Annotated in this window: 14 protein-coding genes and 1 riboswitch; of the genes, 9 read left to right on the plus strand and 5 right to left on the minus strand. The window is 64.4% G+C overall.

Annotation, left to right across the window (positions count from 1 at the left end):
* The first annotated feature begins 108 nt into the window (after positions 1 to 108).
* Positions 109 to 594 (plus strand): Lrp/AsnC family transcriptional regulator, encoded by a 486-nt coding sequence (locus tag ACFQDL_RS14840; RefSeq protein ID WP_379909712.1) that lies wholly within the window; start codon positions 109 to 111, stop codon positions 592 to 594.
* 194 nt (positions 595 to 788) lie between these two features.
* On the opposite strand, the gene ACFQDL_RS14845 is transcribed toward ACFQDL_RS14840, so the two are convergent.
* The gene (locus tag ACFQDL_RS14845) at positions 789 to 2,180 is read right to left on the minus strand and encodes an aminotransferase-like domain-containing protein (RefSeq protein WP_379909713.1); all 1,392 of its coding nucleotides are present in this window, start codon (positions 2,178 to 2,180) and stop codon (positions 789 to 791) included.
* A 135-nt stretch (positions 2,181 to 2,315) separates the two neighbouring features.
* Here ACFQDL_RS14845 and ACFQDL_RS14850 point away from each other — a divergent pair, with 135 nt between their 5' ends.
* The 3 genes from ACFQDL_RS14850 to ACFQDL_RS14860 all read left to right on the plus strand — a co-directional run bounded on the left by ACFQDL_RS14850 (position 2,316) and on the right by ACFQDL_RS14860 (position 5,308).
* On the plus strand, positions 2,316 to 3,236 hold the full coding sequence (locus ACFQDL_RS14850; protein WP_379909714.1) for a DMT family transporter: 921 nt from the start codon (positions 2,316 to 2,318) through the stop codon (positions 3,234 to 3,236).
* Positions 3,237 to 3,494: 258 nt separating this feature from the next.
* Complete coding sequence (locus ACFQDL_RS14855; RefSeq protein WP_379909715.1) at positions 3,495 to 4,478, plus strand: SLC13 family permease; 984 nt, start codon at positions 3,495 to 3,497, stop codon at positions 4,476 to 4,478.
* Positions 4,478 to 5,308 (plus strand): SLC13 family permease, encoded by an 831-nt coding sequence (locus ACFQDL_RS14860; protein WP_379909716.1) that lies wholly within the window; start codon positions 4,478 to 4,480, stop codon positions 5,306 to 5,308. Before ACFQDL_RS14855 ends, ACFQDL_RS14860 begins: the two co-directional genes overlap by 1 nt.
* Before the next feature lie 155 nt (positions 5,309 to 5,463).
* Here ACFQDL_RS14860 and ACFQDL_RS14865 read toward each other — a convergent pair whose 3' ends face one another.
* Genes ACFQDL_RS14865 through ACFQDL_RS14880 form a run of 4 tightly spaced genes read right to left on the minus strand, consistent with a single transcriptional unit; the run spans position 5,464 to position 8,726 of the window.
* On the minus strand, positions 5,464 to 6,471 hold the full coding sequence (locus ACFQDL_RS14865; RefSeq protein ID WP_379909717.1) for an alpha-L-glutamate ligase-like protein: 1,008 nt from the start codon (positions 6,469 to 6,471) through the stop codon (positions 5,464 to 5,466).
* 1 nt (position 6,472) lies between these two features.
* Positions 6,473 to 7,975 carry an inactive transglutaminase family protein gene (locus ACFQDL_RS14870; RefSeq protein ID WP_379913100.1) on the minus strand — a complete coding sequence of 501 codons (1,503 nt, stop codon included), beginning with the start codon at positions 7,973 to 7,975 and terminating at the stop codon, positions 6,473 to 6,475.
* Positions 7,975 to 8,415 (minus strand): ATP-dependent zinc protease family protein, encoded by a 441-nt coding sequence (locus tag ACFQDL_RS14875; RefSeq protein WP_379913103.1) that lies wholly within the window; start codon positions 8,413 to 8,415, stop codon positions 7,975 to 7,977. Before ACFQDL_RS14875 ends, ACFQDL_RS14870 begins: the two co-directional genes overlap by 1 nt.
* On the minus strand, positions 8,412 to 8,726 hold the full coding sequence (locus ACFQDL_RS14880) for a hypothetical protein (RefSeq protein WP_379909718.1): 315 nt from the start codon (positions 8,724 to 8,726) through the stop codon (positions 8,412 to 8,414). Before ACFQDL_RS14880 ends, ACFQDL_RS14875 begins: the two co-directional genes overlap by 4 nt.
* 269 nt (positions 8,727 to 8,995) lie before the next feature.
* On the opposite strand from ACFQDL_RS14880, the gene mutM reads away from it, so the two are divergent.
* The 5 genes from mutM (at position 8,996) to thiD (ending at position 15,017) form a co-directional block, all read left to right on the plus strand.
* Positions 8,996 to 9,808 carry a bifunctional DNA-formamidopyrimidine glycosylase/DNA-(apurinic or apyrimidinic site) lyase gene (mutM, locus tag ACFQDL_RS14885; RefSeq protein ID WP_379909719.1) on the plus strand — a complete coding sequence of 271 codons (813 nt, stop codon included), beginning with the start codon at positions 8,996 to 8,998 and terminating at the stop codon, positions 9,806 to 9,808.
* A 124-nt stretch (positions 9,809 to 9,932) separates the two neighbouring features.
* Positions 9,933 to 10,880 carry an alpha/beta fold hydrolase gene (locus tag ACFQDL_RS14890; RefSeq protein WP_379909720.1) on the plus strand — a complete coding sequence of 316 codons (948 nt, stop codon included), beginning with the start codon at positions 9,933 to 9,935 and terminating at the stop codon, positions 10,878 to 10,880.
* Between the two features lie 107 nt (positions 10,881 to 10,987).
* A complete protein-coding gene (locus ACFQDL_RS14895; protein ID WP_379909722.1) occupies positions 10,988 to 11,524 on the plus strand; it encodes a phosphatase PAP2 family protein in 537 nt (178 codons plus the stop codon).
* Positions 11,521 to 13,548 (plus strand): MJ1255/VC2487 family glycosyltransferase, encoded by a 2,028-nt coding sequence (locus ACFQDL_RS14900; RefSeq protein WP_379909723.1) that lies wholly within the window; start codon positions 11,521 to 11,523, stop codon positions 13,546 to 13,548. Before ACFQDL_RS14895 ends, ACFQDL_RS14900 begins: the two co-directional genes overlap by 4 nt.
* 460 nt (positions 13,549 to 14,008) lie before the next feature.
* Positions 14,009 to 14,134: riboswitch (TPP riboswitch) on the plus strand.
* Positions 14,135 to 14,198: 64 nt separating this feature from the next.
* A complete protein-coding gene (thiD, locus tag ACFQDL_RS14905; protein WP_379909725.1) occupies positions 14,199 to 15,017 on the plus strand; it encodes a bifunctional hydroxymethylpyrimidine kinase/phosphomethylpyrimidine kinase in 819 nt (272 codons plus the stop codon).

Below are 15,017 nucleotides of genomic sequence, written 5' to 3' on the forward strand. Positions count from 1 at the left end.
AGTAAATATCAGCTTATCGAAGAGGGCGGGAAATTTGCTTGCTCTGTTGCGCGACTTTAGTAAAAGATGGCAATAAAATTTCCTCGTATACATGAATAAGGAAAGAATATGTCTGAACCGGTCAGGCTCGACAAAACCGACCGCCGCATGCTGCGGGAGCTGCAGCGCAATGGCCGTATTAGCAACCAGGAGCTGGCGGAGCGGACCAGCCTGTCGCCTGCGCCCTGCTGGCGACGCCTGAAGAAGCTCGAGGAGAGCGGGGTGATCGACCGTTATGTGGCCCTGCTCGATGGTCGCAAGCTCGGCATGCGCACGATGGCGTTTATCCAACTGTCGCTGCTCGATCACAGCGACGGCAACATCGCCGCCATCGATACCTTCGTTGAAGAGTCGCCCGAGATCGTCGAGTGCTATGCCATTACCGGTACCGAGGATTTTCTGCTGCGGGTGGTGGTCGAGGACGTCGAGGCGCTCGAGCGCTTCATGATGCAGAAGCTGCTCAAGCTCAAGGGGGTCAAGTCGACCAACAGCTCCCTGGTGCTGCGGCAGAAGAAATACACCACCGAACTGCCGATTCCGGGCGATGGGCTGTAGCGGCCTGGGTCGGAACCTTGTTCCGTAGGGTGGGTTCGGCGCGGATCCCCCGGCGTTCCGGTTCACTCGATGTCCTGGACGCGCCGTAACCCACCATGGAGGCGACCTTTGCTACGCAACGCCCCAGCGAAGGCACAAGCCAGATATTGATTCTCGGTGCATCGCTAACCCACCCTAGGGTGCTTGCTGCCTGATCAACTCGCCCAGCGTTCGGATCGCATCGCGATAGAGCGGGCTGTCGTCGAAGGTGCTGTAATTGAGCCGGATGCAGTGACGATAGCGCTTGTCCGAGGCGAACAGGCTTCCCGGGGTGATGCCGATACCGGCCTGCTGGGCGTCGCGGTAGAGGCGGTCGCCGTCGCAGCCTCCGGGCAGCTCGACCCAGCAGAGGAAGCCGCCGCGGGGAACCAGCGGGACGGCTTCGGCCGGCCAGTGGCGATACAGGGCTTCGAGCAACAGCTCCAGGCGCTGCTGGTAACGGCGCCGGATCTGCCGCAGGTGACGCTCGTAGCGGTTGTCGGCGAGAAAGTCGGCGGCGGCCTGCTGCACCAGGCCGGGGAGGCCAGGGTCGTGACGTATTTCAGGTAGTTGACCTGTTCGAAATAGCGCCCCGGCAGCATCCAGCCGATGCGGATGTCCGAGTCCAGCGTCTTCGACAGCGAACTGCACAACAGCACCCGGCCATCCCGATCGAACGCCTTGACCGGCAGCGGCCGGCTGCCCTGGTGGCTGAGTTCTCCGAAGACGTCGTCTTCGATGATCGGCAGGTCGTATTGCGCCGCAAGCTTCAGCAGTTCGGGCTTCGCCGCATCGGGCATGCAGGCTCCGGTGGGGTTGTTGAAGCTCGGATTGGTCAGAAGGGCCTTGACCGGCCAGCGCTCCAGGGCCTGGTGCAGCGCCCCGAGATCCAGCCCGTGCTGCGGGTGACCCGGAATCTCCAGTGCCTGCAGGCCCAGCGCCTCGATGCACTGCAGGGTGCCGTAGAAGCAGGGCGACTCCACGGCGACGATGTCGCCGGGCCTGGCCAGCGTCAGCAGCGCCAGGGTCACGGCTTCCTGGGCACCGTTGGTGATGACGATATCGTCGGCCCCGAGTCCCGGCTGAAACGGCTGGTGGCGGCGGGCCAGCTGGCGTCTCAGCTCGCGGTGCCCGGGCGGCGCTATATAGTGGCTGTTGCTCTGATCGAGACTCGCGGCCTGGCGGGCATGGAGCGACAGGCGCCGGTAGAAGTACTGGCGGGCCGCACAGCGGGCATCGGGGTCGGCGCTGCCCAGTGGTACCAGGCGCGCATTTTCCGCCGCGCCAATGATGTCGAGCGCCATGGCGCCGAGTTCGACCTTGCGCGGCTGCGGCGTCCTGTCATCGGGCAGGCTGGCGGGACGCGGACGCACGAAATAACCCGAGCGCGGGCGCGGCTCGATCAGCTCCTCGTCTTCGAGCAGCATATAGGCGTGTATCACGCTGTTGCGGCCGATCTTCAGGCGTGCCGAGAGTTCCCGGATCGACGGCAGCGGGTCGCCGGGGCGCAATTGCTGGCTGAGAATCTGCTCACGCAGCAGCTGGGCGGTCTGTTCATATATTTTCATGGGTACAGTCTAGCTATTTGTCGGGTCTGTGTGGCTTTTTGGTTGCGACTGTACCCATCCAAAAAGCGTCACCTTGTGTCTTTCCGGCGACGGCGATGGGGCCTAAGCTGGAAGCCGATTTTCCGGGAGATAATGATGACTGAACGCCTGACCCGGCTGATTCACTGGGTGCCGCTGCTGTTCGTGCTGCTCTGGAGCACCGGCTTCATCGGCGCCAAGTACGGTCTGCCCCACATCGAGCCTTTTTATCTGCTGTTTATCCGCATGCTGCTGACGCTCCTGGTGTTCGCGGTGCTGATGCGGCTCTTCCGCGCCCGGCGTCTGTCGCCCAGCCAGGCGCTGCACCAGATGGTGACCGGCCTGCTCGTGCATGGCGCCTACCTCGGCGGTGTCTTTGCCGCCATCGACTGGCAGATGCCGGCCGGTATCGCTTCGCTGCTGGTCGGGCTGCAGCCGCTGCTGACGGCGGTACTGGCCTGGGCCTGGCTCGGAAACCGTCTGCAGGGGCGCCAGTGGGCAGGGTTGCTGCTGGGGCTGGCCGGTGTCGCGCTGGTGCTGCTGAGCGGTGACCGGGCCGGCGCCATGAGTCTGCGCTGGCCCGCGCTGCTGGCAACGCTGCTGGCACTGGCCGGCATTTCCCTGGGAACCCTCTACCAGAAGCGTTTCGGCCAGGGTGCGGATCTGCTCAGCGGTTCCTTCTATCAGTACCTGGCGACGGCGATGCTGATGGGGCTGCTCAGTTTCGGTTTCGAGACGCAGCAGGTCGACTGGCAACCGCAGCTGATAATGGCACTTGTCTGGCTGGTATTCGGCCTTTCGGTCTCGGCCATTCTGCTGCTGATGCTGATGATCCGCGAAGGCGAGGCGGCCCGGGTCGCCAGCTATTTCTATCTGGTGCCGCCCGTCACCGCGCTGGAGGCCTGGTGGCTGTTCGACGAACGGCTCGCGCCCGCCGCCCTGGGCGGCATAGTGGTGGCGGTGATCGGCGTCTATCTGGTGATCCGTCCGGGTCGCCGGCCTGAAGCCCCGGTGAGACTGGAGTCCTGCAAACGCTGACCCCGGGCGGCGAAGACGAAACCCGCTGACTATGCTCTGTAGGTAATATCCGCCGCGAGTCGCGGATAGCAGCCTGTCGGACTAAACACTGATCTACTGCGGAAAAGCCGACTTTGGTCATTTTTCGAGCTCTTTTTTGTTAAATAGAACCACTATTCGCCTCAAAAGAGCTCAAAAACTGCCTCAAAACGATCTTCCCCTCGCTACGATCGGTCAAGTCCGACAGGCTGCCAGGGTCTTCAATCGCCGGGGCAGCGGATGAGCCAGGAACAGATCGGGATTTTCGTCATTCTCAGCGGTGCTATGGGCCTGTTTCTCTGGGGACGCTGGCGGCATGACGTGGTCGCGGTGGCAGCGCTCATCGTCTGCGTGCTGGCGGGCCTGGTCGAGCCGGCCCGCGCCTTCACCGGTTTCGGCCATCCGGCGGTGATCACCGTGGCCTGCGTACTGATACTGAGCCGCGGGCTGCAGAACACCGGGGCAGTCGATGTACTGGCGGCGCGGCTGTTGCCCGATACCCCCGGACCGACCCTCGCCATTGCCTCGCTGGTCGGGCTCGGAGCCCTGCTGTCGGCCTTCATGAACAATGTCGGTGCCATGGCGCTCCTGATGCCGGTGGCGGTGCAAGTCGCCGGCCGGCACGAGTTGCCACCCGGCAAGGTGCTGATGCCGCTGGCGTTCGGCACCATCCTCGGTGGCATGACCACCCTGATCGGCACGCCGCCGAACCTCATCGTGTCGGGTTTTCGCGGCCAGACCGATGCCGGTCATTTCGCGATGTTCGATTTCAGCCCGGTAGGTCTTGCGGTGGCGGCGGTCGGTGTTCTCTTCGTCGCGCTGCTGGGCTGGCGGCTGGTACCGGTCCGCAAATCGAACGGTGCGGCCAGCTTCGATACCGGTACCTACCTGACCGAAATCAGGGTCACTGATGACAGCAAGGTCGCCGGCAAGCGGCTGCGGGACCTGGAGCAGGAACTCGACAGTACCGATGCCCAGGTTGTCGGCATGGTGCGCAATGAATTCCGGGTGATTGCGCCGAACCCGGGGCGCCTGCTGCGGCCGGGCGATGTGCTGGTGCTCGAGGCCGAGCCTGAATCCCTGGCCCAGACCCTGACCCAGCTCGGCCTGACTCTGGAAGAGGAAAAGGACGGGCAGGATGAGCCCGGGCCGGATCGGGAAGAGGGCGACAAGGACGACAAGGGGAGGAGACCGAGGAAACCCAGCTGCAGGAGCTGGTGGTGATGCCCTATTCGAGGCTGCTGGGACGCAGTGCCCGGGATGTCCAGTTGCGCAGCCGCTACGGCATCAACATGCTGGCGATTTCACGGCAGGGGCATCGCTCGGTGCGACGCCTCAGAGCCACCTCCATCGAGACAGGGGATCTGCTGCTGATGCAGGGGGCGCCGGAGGCGCTGGCGGGGTTCGCGTCAGAGTTCGGCTGCGTGCCGCTGGCAACCCGTGCCATCCATATTCCGGACCGGAACCGGGCGATCAGTGCCACCCTGGCGATGGCGCTGGCCATTCTGGTGGCAGCGCTGGGCTGGCTGCCGGCGAGTGTCGCCTTCGCGGCCGCCGTGCTGGCGTTCGTGTTGCTGAAGGTGCTGTCACCCGGACGCGCCTACGAGGCGCTCGACGGTTCGGTGATCGTGCTGCTGGGGGCCCTGTTTCCGGTGGCCGAGGCCATGGCCACGACCGGTGCCGCCGATCTGCTGGCGCAGTGGCTGCTCCAGAGCCTGGCCCAGGGCTATCCGGTGCTGGCGCTGGGGCTGCTGCTGGTCGTGACCATGACGCTGTCCGATTTCATGAACAACGCCGCCACGGCGGCGGTGATGAGTCCGATCGCGCTCAGCGCCGCCGCCCAGCTGGAGGTCAATCCGGATTCCTTCCTGATGGCCGTCGCCATTGGCGCCTCCTGCGCCTTCCTCACGCCGATCGGTCATCAGAACAATACCCTGATCCTGGGGCCCGGGGGCTTTCGTTTCGGCGACTACTGGCGACTGGGGCTGCCGATGGAGCTGATCGTCATCGGCGTCGGCATCCCGATGCTGCTGCTGGTCTGGCCGTTGCAGTAGGGTGGAATGAGCTTGCGAATTCCACCGGGTGGCGTTCCACCGGGTGGCGTTCCACCGGGTGGCGCTCCACCGGTGAAATCGGGTACCGGCGAGGCTTGTATCAATCAAACCATGGATGTAGCGCAAAGTATCGGTGGAATTTGCGCCTCCGGCACTCATGCGACCCTACGTGCCCTGGCCGCTCCGAGCGGGTGTTCATCGCCAATCGAGAAGTGCTCCCGGGCGTAGTCGACCCGCTCCGCCACCGACATGCCCCTGGAATTCAGGGCCTCGATGCGGCGCAGCCGCGGCAGCAGACCGGTACCGTTGGCGGTCTGGATCGCCAGCCCCGGACGGGCGTTGAGTTCCAGCAGCATCGGCCCCCTGAGCCTGTCCAGCACCATGTCGGTGCCGAGGTAGCCCAGGCCCGACATTTCGTAACAGGAAGCGGACAGGTTGAGCAGGGTTTCCCAGTCGGGCACCTGCAATTCGCACAGTTCGCGGCCGGTATCCGGATGGCACTGTACCGGCAGGTCGAACTGCACTGCACGGATGGCGCGGCCGCTGCCGATATCGAGACCGACGCCGACCGCGCCCTGGTGGAGGTTGGCCTTGCCGTCGGAGGCGTCGGTGGACAGGCGCATCATGGCCATGACCGGAAATCCCCTGAACACGATGACGCGGGTATCGGGCACGCCCTCGAAGGAGTAGCCCTCGAAACTGTCGTCGAAATTGATCAGCGCCTCGATCAGCGCAACATCGGGCTTGCCGCCAAGGGAGTACAGACCGGCGAGGATGTTGGAGACATGGCGCTCGAGATCGTCGATGGTCTCTTCGACGCCGCTGGGCTTGGTGTAATACTGGCGGTCGTGGCGTACGATCACGGTAATGCCCTTGCCGCCGGAGCCCTTGGCGGGCTTGATGCAGAAGCCGGGCCAGTCCTTCACCATGTCCGCCAGGTGACGGACCTGGTGCTGGAAGCCGATGGTGCCGATCAGCTCGGGTACCGTGACTCCCGCCTCCAGTGCAATTCGCTTGGTCTGGAGCTTGTCGTCGACCAGCGGGTAGAGCCTGCGCGGGTTGTAACGGCTGATGTAGTCGATATTGCGCCGGTTCATGCCCATGATGCCCTTGTCGGACAGTGTCCGCGGGGAGATGAATTTCGGCAGTGTCCAGATGCCCATCTCAGTCCTCCTTCGCCAGCGGGTGGAAGCGTTTCAGCTCCAGCAGGCGATAACCGGTGTAGTTCCCCAGCAGCAGCACCGCGGCCATGACCACCAGCTGCAGGCCGAGGAAGTTGAAGGTGAGGTGACGAATCAGGTCGTTGTTCATCGCCAGGTAGGCCAGTACGGCCACCAGCAGGGAGCCGCCGCCCTGGCTCAGCACTTCCTTGGGACCTTCCTCCTCCCACAGCAGGCTCATGCGTTCGATGGTCCAGGACAGGATGATCATCGGGAAGAAGGTGATTTTCAGCCCCTCGGTGAGCCCCAGCTTGTAGGCCAGGACGCTGAACAGCGAAATGATGCCGATCACCATGATGATCACCGCCGATATGCGCGCCACCAGCAGCAGGTTGAGGTGAGACAGGTAGGAGCGGATCACCAGGCCCATGCTGACGATCAGCAGGAAACCGATCAGGCCGGTCGCCAGGCTGGTCTGGATAAAGGCCATCGCGATCAGCACCGGCATGAAGGTGCCGGAGGTCTTGAGGCCGACCAGTACCCGCATCAGCACCACCACCAGTACTCCGATCGGGATCAGCAGGATGCCCTTGAACAGGGCCTGCTCCTCCAGCGGCAGGGTATGGATCGAGAAGTTGAGCAGGTTCGATTCCTCGAATTTCTTCGCCAGCGCCAGTCTGACCGGCTGCTCCTGCTCGATCATCGAAAACGTGACCCGCGAGTGCACCCCGCCGACCAGGTCCAGCACCGGGCTGGAGTGATATTCCCACAGCAGCAGGTTTTCGCGCTGGCCCGGCTGGCCGCTGGCGGGGTCGATGATTTCGACGCGGTCCTCGTCGAACACCTGCAGCAGATCGACCAGGGATTGGCGGCGGCGTCCGTCTTCCAGCACCAGGCCCTTGACGAGCCGGGCGGAGATCCCGGCCCGGTTCAGCATTTCCACGAGCAGCCGGTTCTTGTCCCGGTACTGGGCCAGAAGCTGGGCGTTCTGCTGCCGGCTGTCCAGTTCGCGGATCAGCTCGCGGGTCAGGCTGAAGGCATCGGCGCTGCGCGCCCGGGCCTGCATCAGCACCTGTTCGATGGCCGTGGCATAGGGCTCCTGTACGCTGTGGGAGACAATCCCGGGAATGCTGGCGGGGGACCGGGGCCTGGCATTGGGGTCGGCCAGCATGTCGACCCGGTAATAGAGTTCCTGGGGGCCGTCTGCATTGCGAATCGTCCACTCGGCCCGGGTACCGCCGTTTTGTTCGAGAAACGAGAGGCCGTAACCGGGTGAGGCCGCGCTTTCGTTCAGCAGGGTGAAGCCGGTCTGGGTCCCGGGGATGGCCAGCGAGGCTTTCACCGGCCCACGGCCGGCATTGAACTCCACCTTGGCTTCAATCGACCAGATCTGGCGCTTTTCGCCCGGCAGCCAGGGCACCTCGAAGGTAAAGTGCCGATAAAGACTCAGCGCCAGCCCGGCAAGGAACAGCAAGGCGACGACGGCATAGAAAGGCTTGCGCGAGATCACCGGGCCTCCCCTCCGTTCCGGCGCGCCGGGCTGGCCTGGATGCGGTCGCGGGCAATGTCGACGACGACGATATCCTGCAGGAATTCCCGCCCCAGCAGTACCGGGAATTCCATTTCGGAACGGTCGGTCAGGGTGAACTCGGCCTTTTCGGTCAGCGGACCCAGGCGCAGCGTCAGGGCGACTACGGGCCGGCGCTCCGGCTTCGCGGCCGATGCCTGCTTGATCCGCACGTAACGCACCAGCGGGGACTCCACCTCCAGCGCCTCCTCCACGCTGTCGTGGGCCAGCGTGAAGCGGACCCACTTGTCGCCATCGCGCTCGAAAACGGTGATGTCCTGGGCGCTGAGAGAGGAGGTGGTGGCGCCGGTGTCCACCCGTGCCAGAAAGACGCGGTCCACCGTTTCCAGCCATACTTCTTCGCTGGCGCCGACGATCAGCTTGCCGTCCCGGGTCTCCTGGCCGACCGCTCGGCACGCTCGACTGTGGCGTCCTGCCGTGCAGGTGTCGGGGCTTCTTCGCGCAGCCTGTGCTGCAGTTGCGCGAACTCCTCGTAGAGGCGTACCTGTTCGTCACTGCCCCGGACGGCGGCCTGTTCTGCATGCTGGTTCATCCGCGCGATGAGGCGGGACTCGACAGCCGTCAGCGCATTTTCCAGTTCGACGGCGGTAACCGGCGGAGCCGATGGCTGCTGGGCGCAGGCCGTCAGCAGCAGGGTCAGAAGCAGCAATGGAAAGCGAGAGATGGGCATGGTTTCCTCTGTATCGATCTGCGGTATGCGCGGCGTTCGGAGAGCGGAGGCAGATTTTACCGGGGATTCAGCGCTCGTTGCAGGGGGCGCGAGTGTGCCTACGGCTGGCTGTACAGAACCTGTACGGTAATATTCCGCCTCCGGGGACGCGAGCGATCGGGGCAGTTGCGGGTGCCGCGTCGCAACGTCGATAAAATGTTGCCGGGAAGATCATAAAGATCGCCGGATTGATATCATGGTCGCCCCCGATCGTTGCCCGGAGTTCGCCGATGCCCGAATTGCCTGAAGTCGAAACCACCCGTCGTGGCGTGGCTCCCTATCTGCAGGACCGTCGTGTCGAGGCCCTGCTGGTGCGCCAGCCCCGGCTGCGCTGGCCCGTGCCGCAGCAACTGGCTGCGCTGCTGGAGGGCCAGCAGGTGCGCGAAGTGGCCCGGCGTGGCAAGTATCTGCTGATCGGGTTCGATGCCGGCACCCTGCTGGTCCATCTGGGCATGTCCGGCAGCCTCAGGCTGGTGCCGCGGGAGCAGCCCCCGGGCAAGCACGACCATGTCGACCTGGTACTGGACTCGGGGCTGGCCCTGCGCCTGACCGATCCGCGGCGCTTCGGCGCCGTGCTCTGGCAGCCATTGGAGACGGTACACGAGTTGCTGGCCTCCCTCGGCCCGGAGCCGTTGTCGGCCGACTTCGATGCGGCCTGCCTGCAGCGGGCCTGCAAGGGGCGTCGCAGTCCGATCAAGCAGGTCATCATGGACAGCAAGGTGGTGGTGGGTGTCGGCAACATCTACGCCAACGAGGCGCTCTTCGCGGCCGGCATCCATCCGAAGCGGGCCGCCGGCCGCATCTCGGCCGAGCGGCTGACCGTGCTGGTCGGGGAGATCAAGGCCGTGCTGGCCAGGGCGATCGAACAGGGTGGCACCACCCTGCGGGACTTTGTCGGCGGTGACGGCAAGCCGGGCTACTTCGCCCAGCAGCTGAACGTCTATGGACGCGCTGGCAAGGCCTGCGTGCGCTGTGGCGCGCCGCTACGCGAGATTCGACTCGGACAGCGCAGTACCGTATTCTGCCCGAACTGCCAGAAGTAGGTAGACAGCTTCGAGCTTCACACGGAAAGCAATCGGTTGTGTCGCCGGTGACGGTAAGCGCACCGCACCGCACCACACCACACCGCACCGCAAGTGGGAAGTCAATATGCCAGCGGAGGGGACCATGACAGCAGCGGAAAAGATTGCAACGGTCGAGGGTGATACGTTTCAACAGCGGTTGCGGGACGGCCTTGGCATTCACCGTTTCCTCGCGCGGCGCGAGGTGCTGGAGCTGCCGGGGGATCCCGCGATCCACTGCGAGCTCTACCGCCATGGTCCGGCGGCGCCGGTGCTGCTGTTCCTGCCGGGGCTTGGCACCTATGTCGAGCTCTATGCCGAGTTGCTCAGCCGCCTCTGCGACAAGGGTTTCAATGTCGTGGGCATCGATCCCCGCGGCCATGGCTACTCCGGTGGGGATCGGGGCTACTGTCGCGTAGAGGACCTCGTCGGCGACCTGCAGCGGCTGCTGGACCGGCTGGAACAGGAGTTCCGCGGTCCCTTTACTGTTTTCGGCTATTCCGGCGGGGCCGTCAGCGCTGTGGCGCTGGCGGAGCGGGATCGCCGCATCCAGGCTGTCCTGGCCGGGACGCTGTTGCTGGGCGAGATGGAACCGGACTGGCTGCATGGCGTGGGCTGGAACTGGACGCGCACCTCGGCCTGGTTCTTCCCCCGGCTGAAGCTGCCGCTGCAGCAGTTCCTGGATTTCGAGGCATTGCTCGACGGGCACCCGGCCGGGCCTCTGATCAGTCAGGATCCGCGGCTGGTGACCGAGTATCCGCTGGCGACCCTGGCCAGTCTGTTCAGCCAGCGAAGCGAAATTCTCAGGCAGCACTGTACGTTCCGGCTCGCCATTCTGCAGGGGGATCGGGACGAGGTGCTCGATGCGAATTATGCCCGCCGGGTGATGGCGCGGGCCCGCCAGCCAATCGAGCTGCTGCTGCTGAAGGGGAGGGGCATATGCTGCCCTGGGACAATCCGGCCGCCATGGCCCGGGAGGCGGCCGGCTGGCTGCACCGGGCGCTGGCTCAATCGTAGCGGCGCGGTGAGCACCCTACCTACACTTTTCGCCTAACGCCTAACGCCTAACGCCCTGTCATCAAAGCGTCACCGGCCCATCACCGCACTGTCATGGCGGGCAACGGAGAATAGCGTCGATAGCAACGTTCTCTGGTGACGGTGATGAGCAGCCTGCAACAGAAAATTACGCAGTTCGACACGATCGCGTTCCACTGGTGCCTGAGCCGTGGCCGGGCGCCTGAGCTTGCGGCACTGAGTCGCTGGGTTTCCCGTATCGGGGATGGCATCCTCTATGTCTTGCTCGGCGCGCTGCTGGCGCTGTTCGAACCGGAGGACGGCGGGCGTTTTCTGCAGGCCGGTCTGCTGGCCTTCGGCATCGAGTTGCCGAGCTATCTGGTGTTGAAAAACCTGATCAGGCGCGACCGTCCCTGTGATCGCTTCGAGGACTTCGCGGCCTATATCCAGCCTTCGGACCGTTTCAGCTTTCCGTCCGGCCACGCGGCCGCGGCCTTCACGTTCGCGGCCGTGATGGCCACCTACTATCCCAGCCTGCTGTTACCGCTTTACATGCTTGCCGGCCTTATCGGCGCGGCCCGGGTGATGCTCGGCGTCCACTATCCCAGCGACATTCTCGCCGGTGCCATGCTCGGGATCTGCAGTGCCCAGCTTGGCATACTGTCACTGTCGCTGATTCCATGAGGATACTTTACGGTGTACAGGCAACCGGCAACGGTCATATTACGCGCGCACGGGTGATGGCGCCGGCACTGGCTGCAGCGGGGCTCGAGGTCGATTACCTGTTCAGCGGCCGTGCGCCGCAGGACCTGTTCGATATGGAGCCCTTCGGTGACTACCGTTGCCGCCGGGGTCTGACGTTCAGCTACCGGCCGGGCGGGCGCATCGATATCGGGCGCACGGTGCTGACCAACAACCTCTGGCAACTGATCGGGGACAGCCGGCAGCTGGACCTGAAGCCCTATGATCTGGTCATCAGCGATTTCGAACCGGTGACGGCCTGGGCTGCGCGTCGGCAGGGGGCGCCGAGTCTGGGTATCGCCCACCAGTATGTCTTCAATCATCCGCTGCCGGGTCACCACCAGGGGTGGTCCACCCGTTGCGCCATCCGGGCGGTGGCTCCGGTGGATACGGCAATCGGACTGCACTGGCATCACTTCGGCCAGCCGATCCTGCCGCCGCTGATTTCGCCGCCGCGATTCCCGGTCACCCTGGAGCCGGACAAGATACTGGTCTATCTGCCCTACGAGGAGCCGGCGCAACTGCAGCGCTGGTTCGCACCTTGGCGGGATTATCGCTTCGTGGTATACGCGGCAGTCAGGGAGGCCCGGGACGAGGGCAATATCCAGTTCCGTCCGTTCTGTCGCGACGGCTTCGAGCGGGATCTGGCGAGTTGCGCCGGCGTGATCAGCAACAGCGGTTTCGGCCTCTCGAGCGAAACGGTGCAGTATGGCAAGAAGCTGCTCTCCAAGCCTTATCTCGGCCAGGTCGAGCAGCAGTCCAATGCCGAAATCATGCGCGAGCTGGGCATGGCGACCATCATGCCGCAGGCCTTCGATCCGGCTCAGCTGGCCAGCTGGCTCGCGAAGCCGAACCCGGCACCGGCGCCCTGGCCGGATGTCGCCGGCGCCCTGGCCGGCTGGATTGCCGGAGGGCGGCGCGAGGGCATCGATGCGCTGGCGCAGCGGCTCTGGCGCGGCCGCGAGCACACATCGGGCCACCCGCTGTCGGCGCAGGTGGCGCTGGAAAGAACCCCTGACGGCTGGCCGCCGGACCCTGACACTGGCACAATGCCCGACTTTCAGGGAGAACGATCCATGTGGCTGGGCGTCCTGCTCGGGCTGGCTGCGGCAACGCTGCAGGCGGTCAGTTATCTCTTTTCGGCGCATTTCATCAGTCGCTACCGCACCGGCGCCATTACCCATCTGATCTTCGTGCACCTGCTGCTGGGGCTCGCGTCACTGCTGATCGTGCCGCTGCTCTGGCACCCGCAGTTGCTGCAACCGGGGACCTGGCTGCCGGAACTGGTCGGCATGACCGTCTTTTACCTCTTCGGCCAGTTCTCGCTCTACCAGGCGATCCGCTATTCCCAGCCTTCCAGGGTTTCGCCTCTGCTGGGGCTCAAGGTGCCGTTGCTGGCACTGGTCGGCACTCTGGCACTGGGTGACAGCTACGGTGCCGGTCAGTGGAGCGCAGTGCTGCTGTGCGGGCTCGGAGCCGTCTGGCTCGGGCGCAGCGGCGGGCCCATCGAACCGCGGGCGCTGCTCTGGATTCTCGGAGCTTGCAGCGGCTATGCGCTGTCGGACATTTTCGTGACTGAGCTGACCCGGTCCTTTGCCGGTATGCCGCTGATGCAGGCGGCCACGCTGAGCGTCAGTCTCTGCTACGGCCTCTGCGGCCTGGCCTGTCTGCTCTGGCTGCCGCGCCTGGAGTCGCGGCAGTACTTCTGGCGCAGCCTGCCGGCGGCCGCCAGTTGGCTGGGTGCCAATATCTGCCTGTTCGGCTGTTTCGCGCTGATCGGGGTGGTGTACGGCGGGGTGGTGCAATCGAGCCGTGGCCTGACGTCGATCCTGATTGGGGTGTTCGTGGCCTGGCTTGGCCTGCGTTTCGCCGAACCGCTACCGCCCTGGCACGTGCTCTGGCAGCGCTTCGCGGCGGCCAGCCTGATGCTGGTGGCGATCGGTCTGTTCAGTCTGGGGGCGATGTGAGGTTTTGAGGTTTGACGGTGCGGTGCGCTTCGCTTACCGGCACCCTACGGTGCTTTGGGGAATGTGCTGGCGCCTCACCCTGAAAAGTAAAGAGGGCATGATGATCCATCATCATGCCCTCTAAGCTGGCTTCCATTTTCCGTGCGCTGAAGTGCGTCCTGCCGGCTTCCCTATTTCCTTTGCGCTGTCCGAGGCCGTCCTTGTCATTCATTCCTTGAACAGGAGATCCACGGTGTTAAGTATGGTGCATCTGGAAATTTTTGGTATAGGAAAAAGTCCTAAAAGTTGTTACCCGTCTGTTACAGCTGACGCCACAAAACAACAGGTTAGCGCTAAGCATTAGGGGCCTGTAAAGGAAGTGATACAGTCGTTGTCCGCTGTCGGTTGTCGTCATCACTGGCTCCCAAAATCCTTTCCAACTGGCATGGACATCGGCACCGCCCTGAACATACACTAGGCGTCAATCTTGTCGGGGTGCCCGGGCAATTCCTGAATGCGCAAGCATTGGGACAGTGCCGGGCTGAGATCAGACCCGTTGAACCTGACCCGGTTAACACCGGCGTAGGAAACCGAGATAAGCCTCATCATCTCTTTCCGTCGTTCTTCTGGTGGATCCCTGCCCGACACTGGCAACCATACAGGAGACGACCATGTCCGCTCGATCCAGCCAGGCCTGTCCGATCGCCCTGACCATCGCCGGTTCCGATTCCGGTGGCGGCGCCGGCATTCAGGCCGACCTCAAGGCATTTTCCGCACTTGGCGTCTATGGCGCTTCGGTGATCGCGGCCCTGACGGCCCAGAATACCCGCGAAGTGCGCGCCATCCAGGATGTGCCGCCTGCATTCGTCCGCAGTCAGATCCAGACGGTATTCGATGATCTCGAGATCGCCGCGGTCAAGATCGGCATGCTCAGCCAGCCCGAGGTAATCCAGGCGGTCGCCGAGGAGCTGGAGCGTTACGGCGCCCGCAATATCGTGCTCGATCCGGTGATGGTCGCCAAGAGTGGCGACAAGCTGCTGGCCGATGCCGCGGTCGACAATCTGCGGCGTCGGCTGCTGCCGCTGGCCACCATTCTGACGCCCAACCTGCCGGAAGCCGCGGTACTGCTGGATGGCGCCGAGCCCGGGACACCGGAGCAGATGCTCGAGGCTGCCCGGGCGTTGCTGGCATTGGGCCCGAAGGCGGTGCTGCTCAAGGGCGGTCATCTGCAGGGCGAGGAGAGCGCCGATCTGTTCTGCGACGGCGACCAGGAGCTCTGGCTGCCGGCGCCCCGTATCGCGACCCGCAATACCCACGGTACCGGTTGCACCCTGTCGTCGGCGATCGCCGCCGGCCTTGCCCGGGGGCTCGAGCCGCAGCAGGCGATTACCGAGGCCAAGGCCTATATCAGCGCCGCGATCGAGGCGGCCGATCGTCTCGAGATCGGCTCCGGGCACGGCCCGGTGCACCACTTCCACCGCTGGTGGTGA

This window comes from Marinobacterium aestuariivivens (assembly GCF_042661465.1).
GTDB classification, from domain to species: Bacteria; Pseudomonadota; Gammaproteobacteria; order Pseudomonadales; family Balneatricaceae; genus Marinobacterium_A; species Marinobacterium_A aestuariivivens.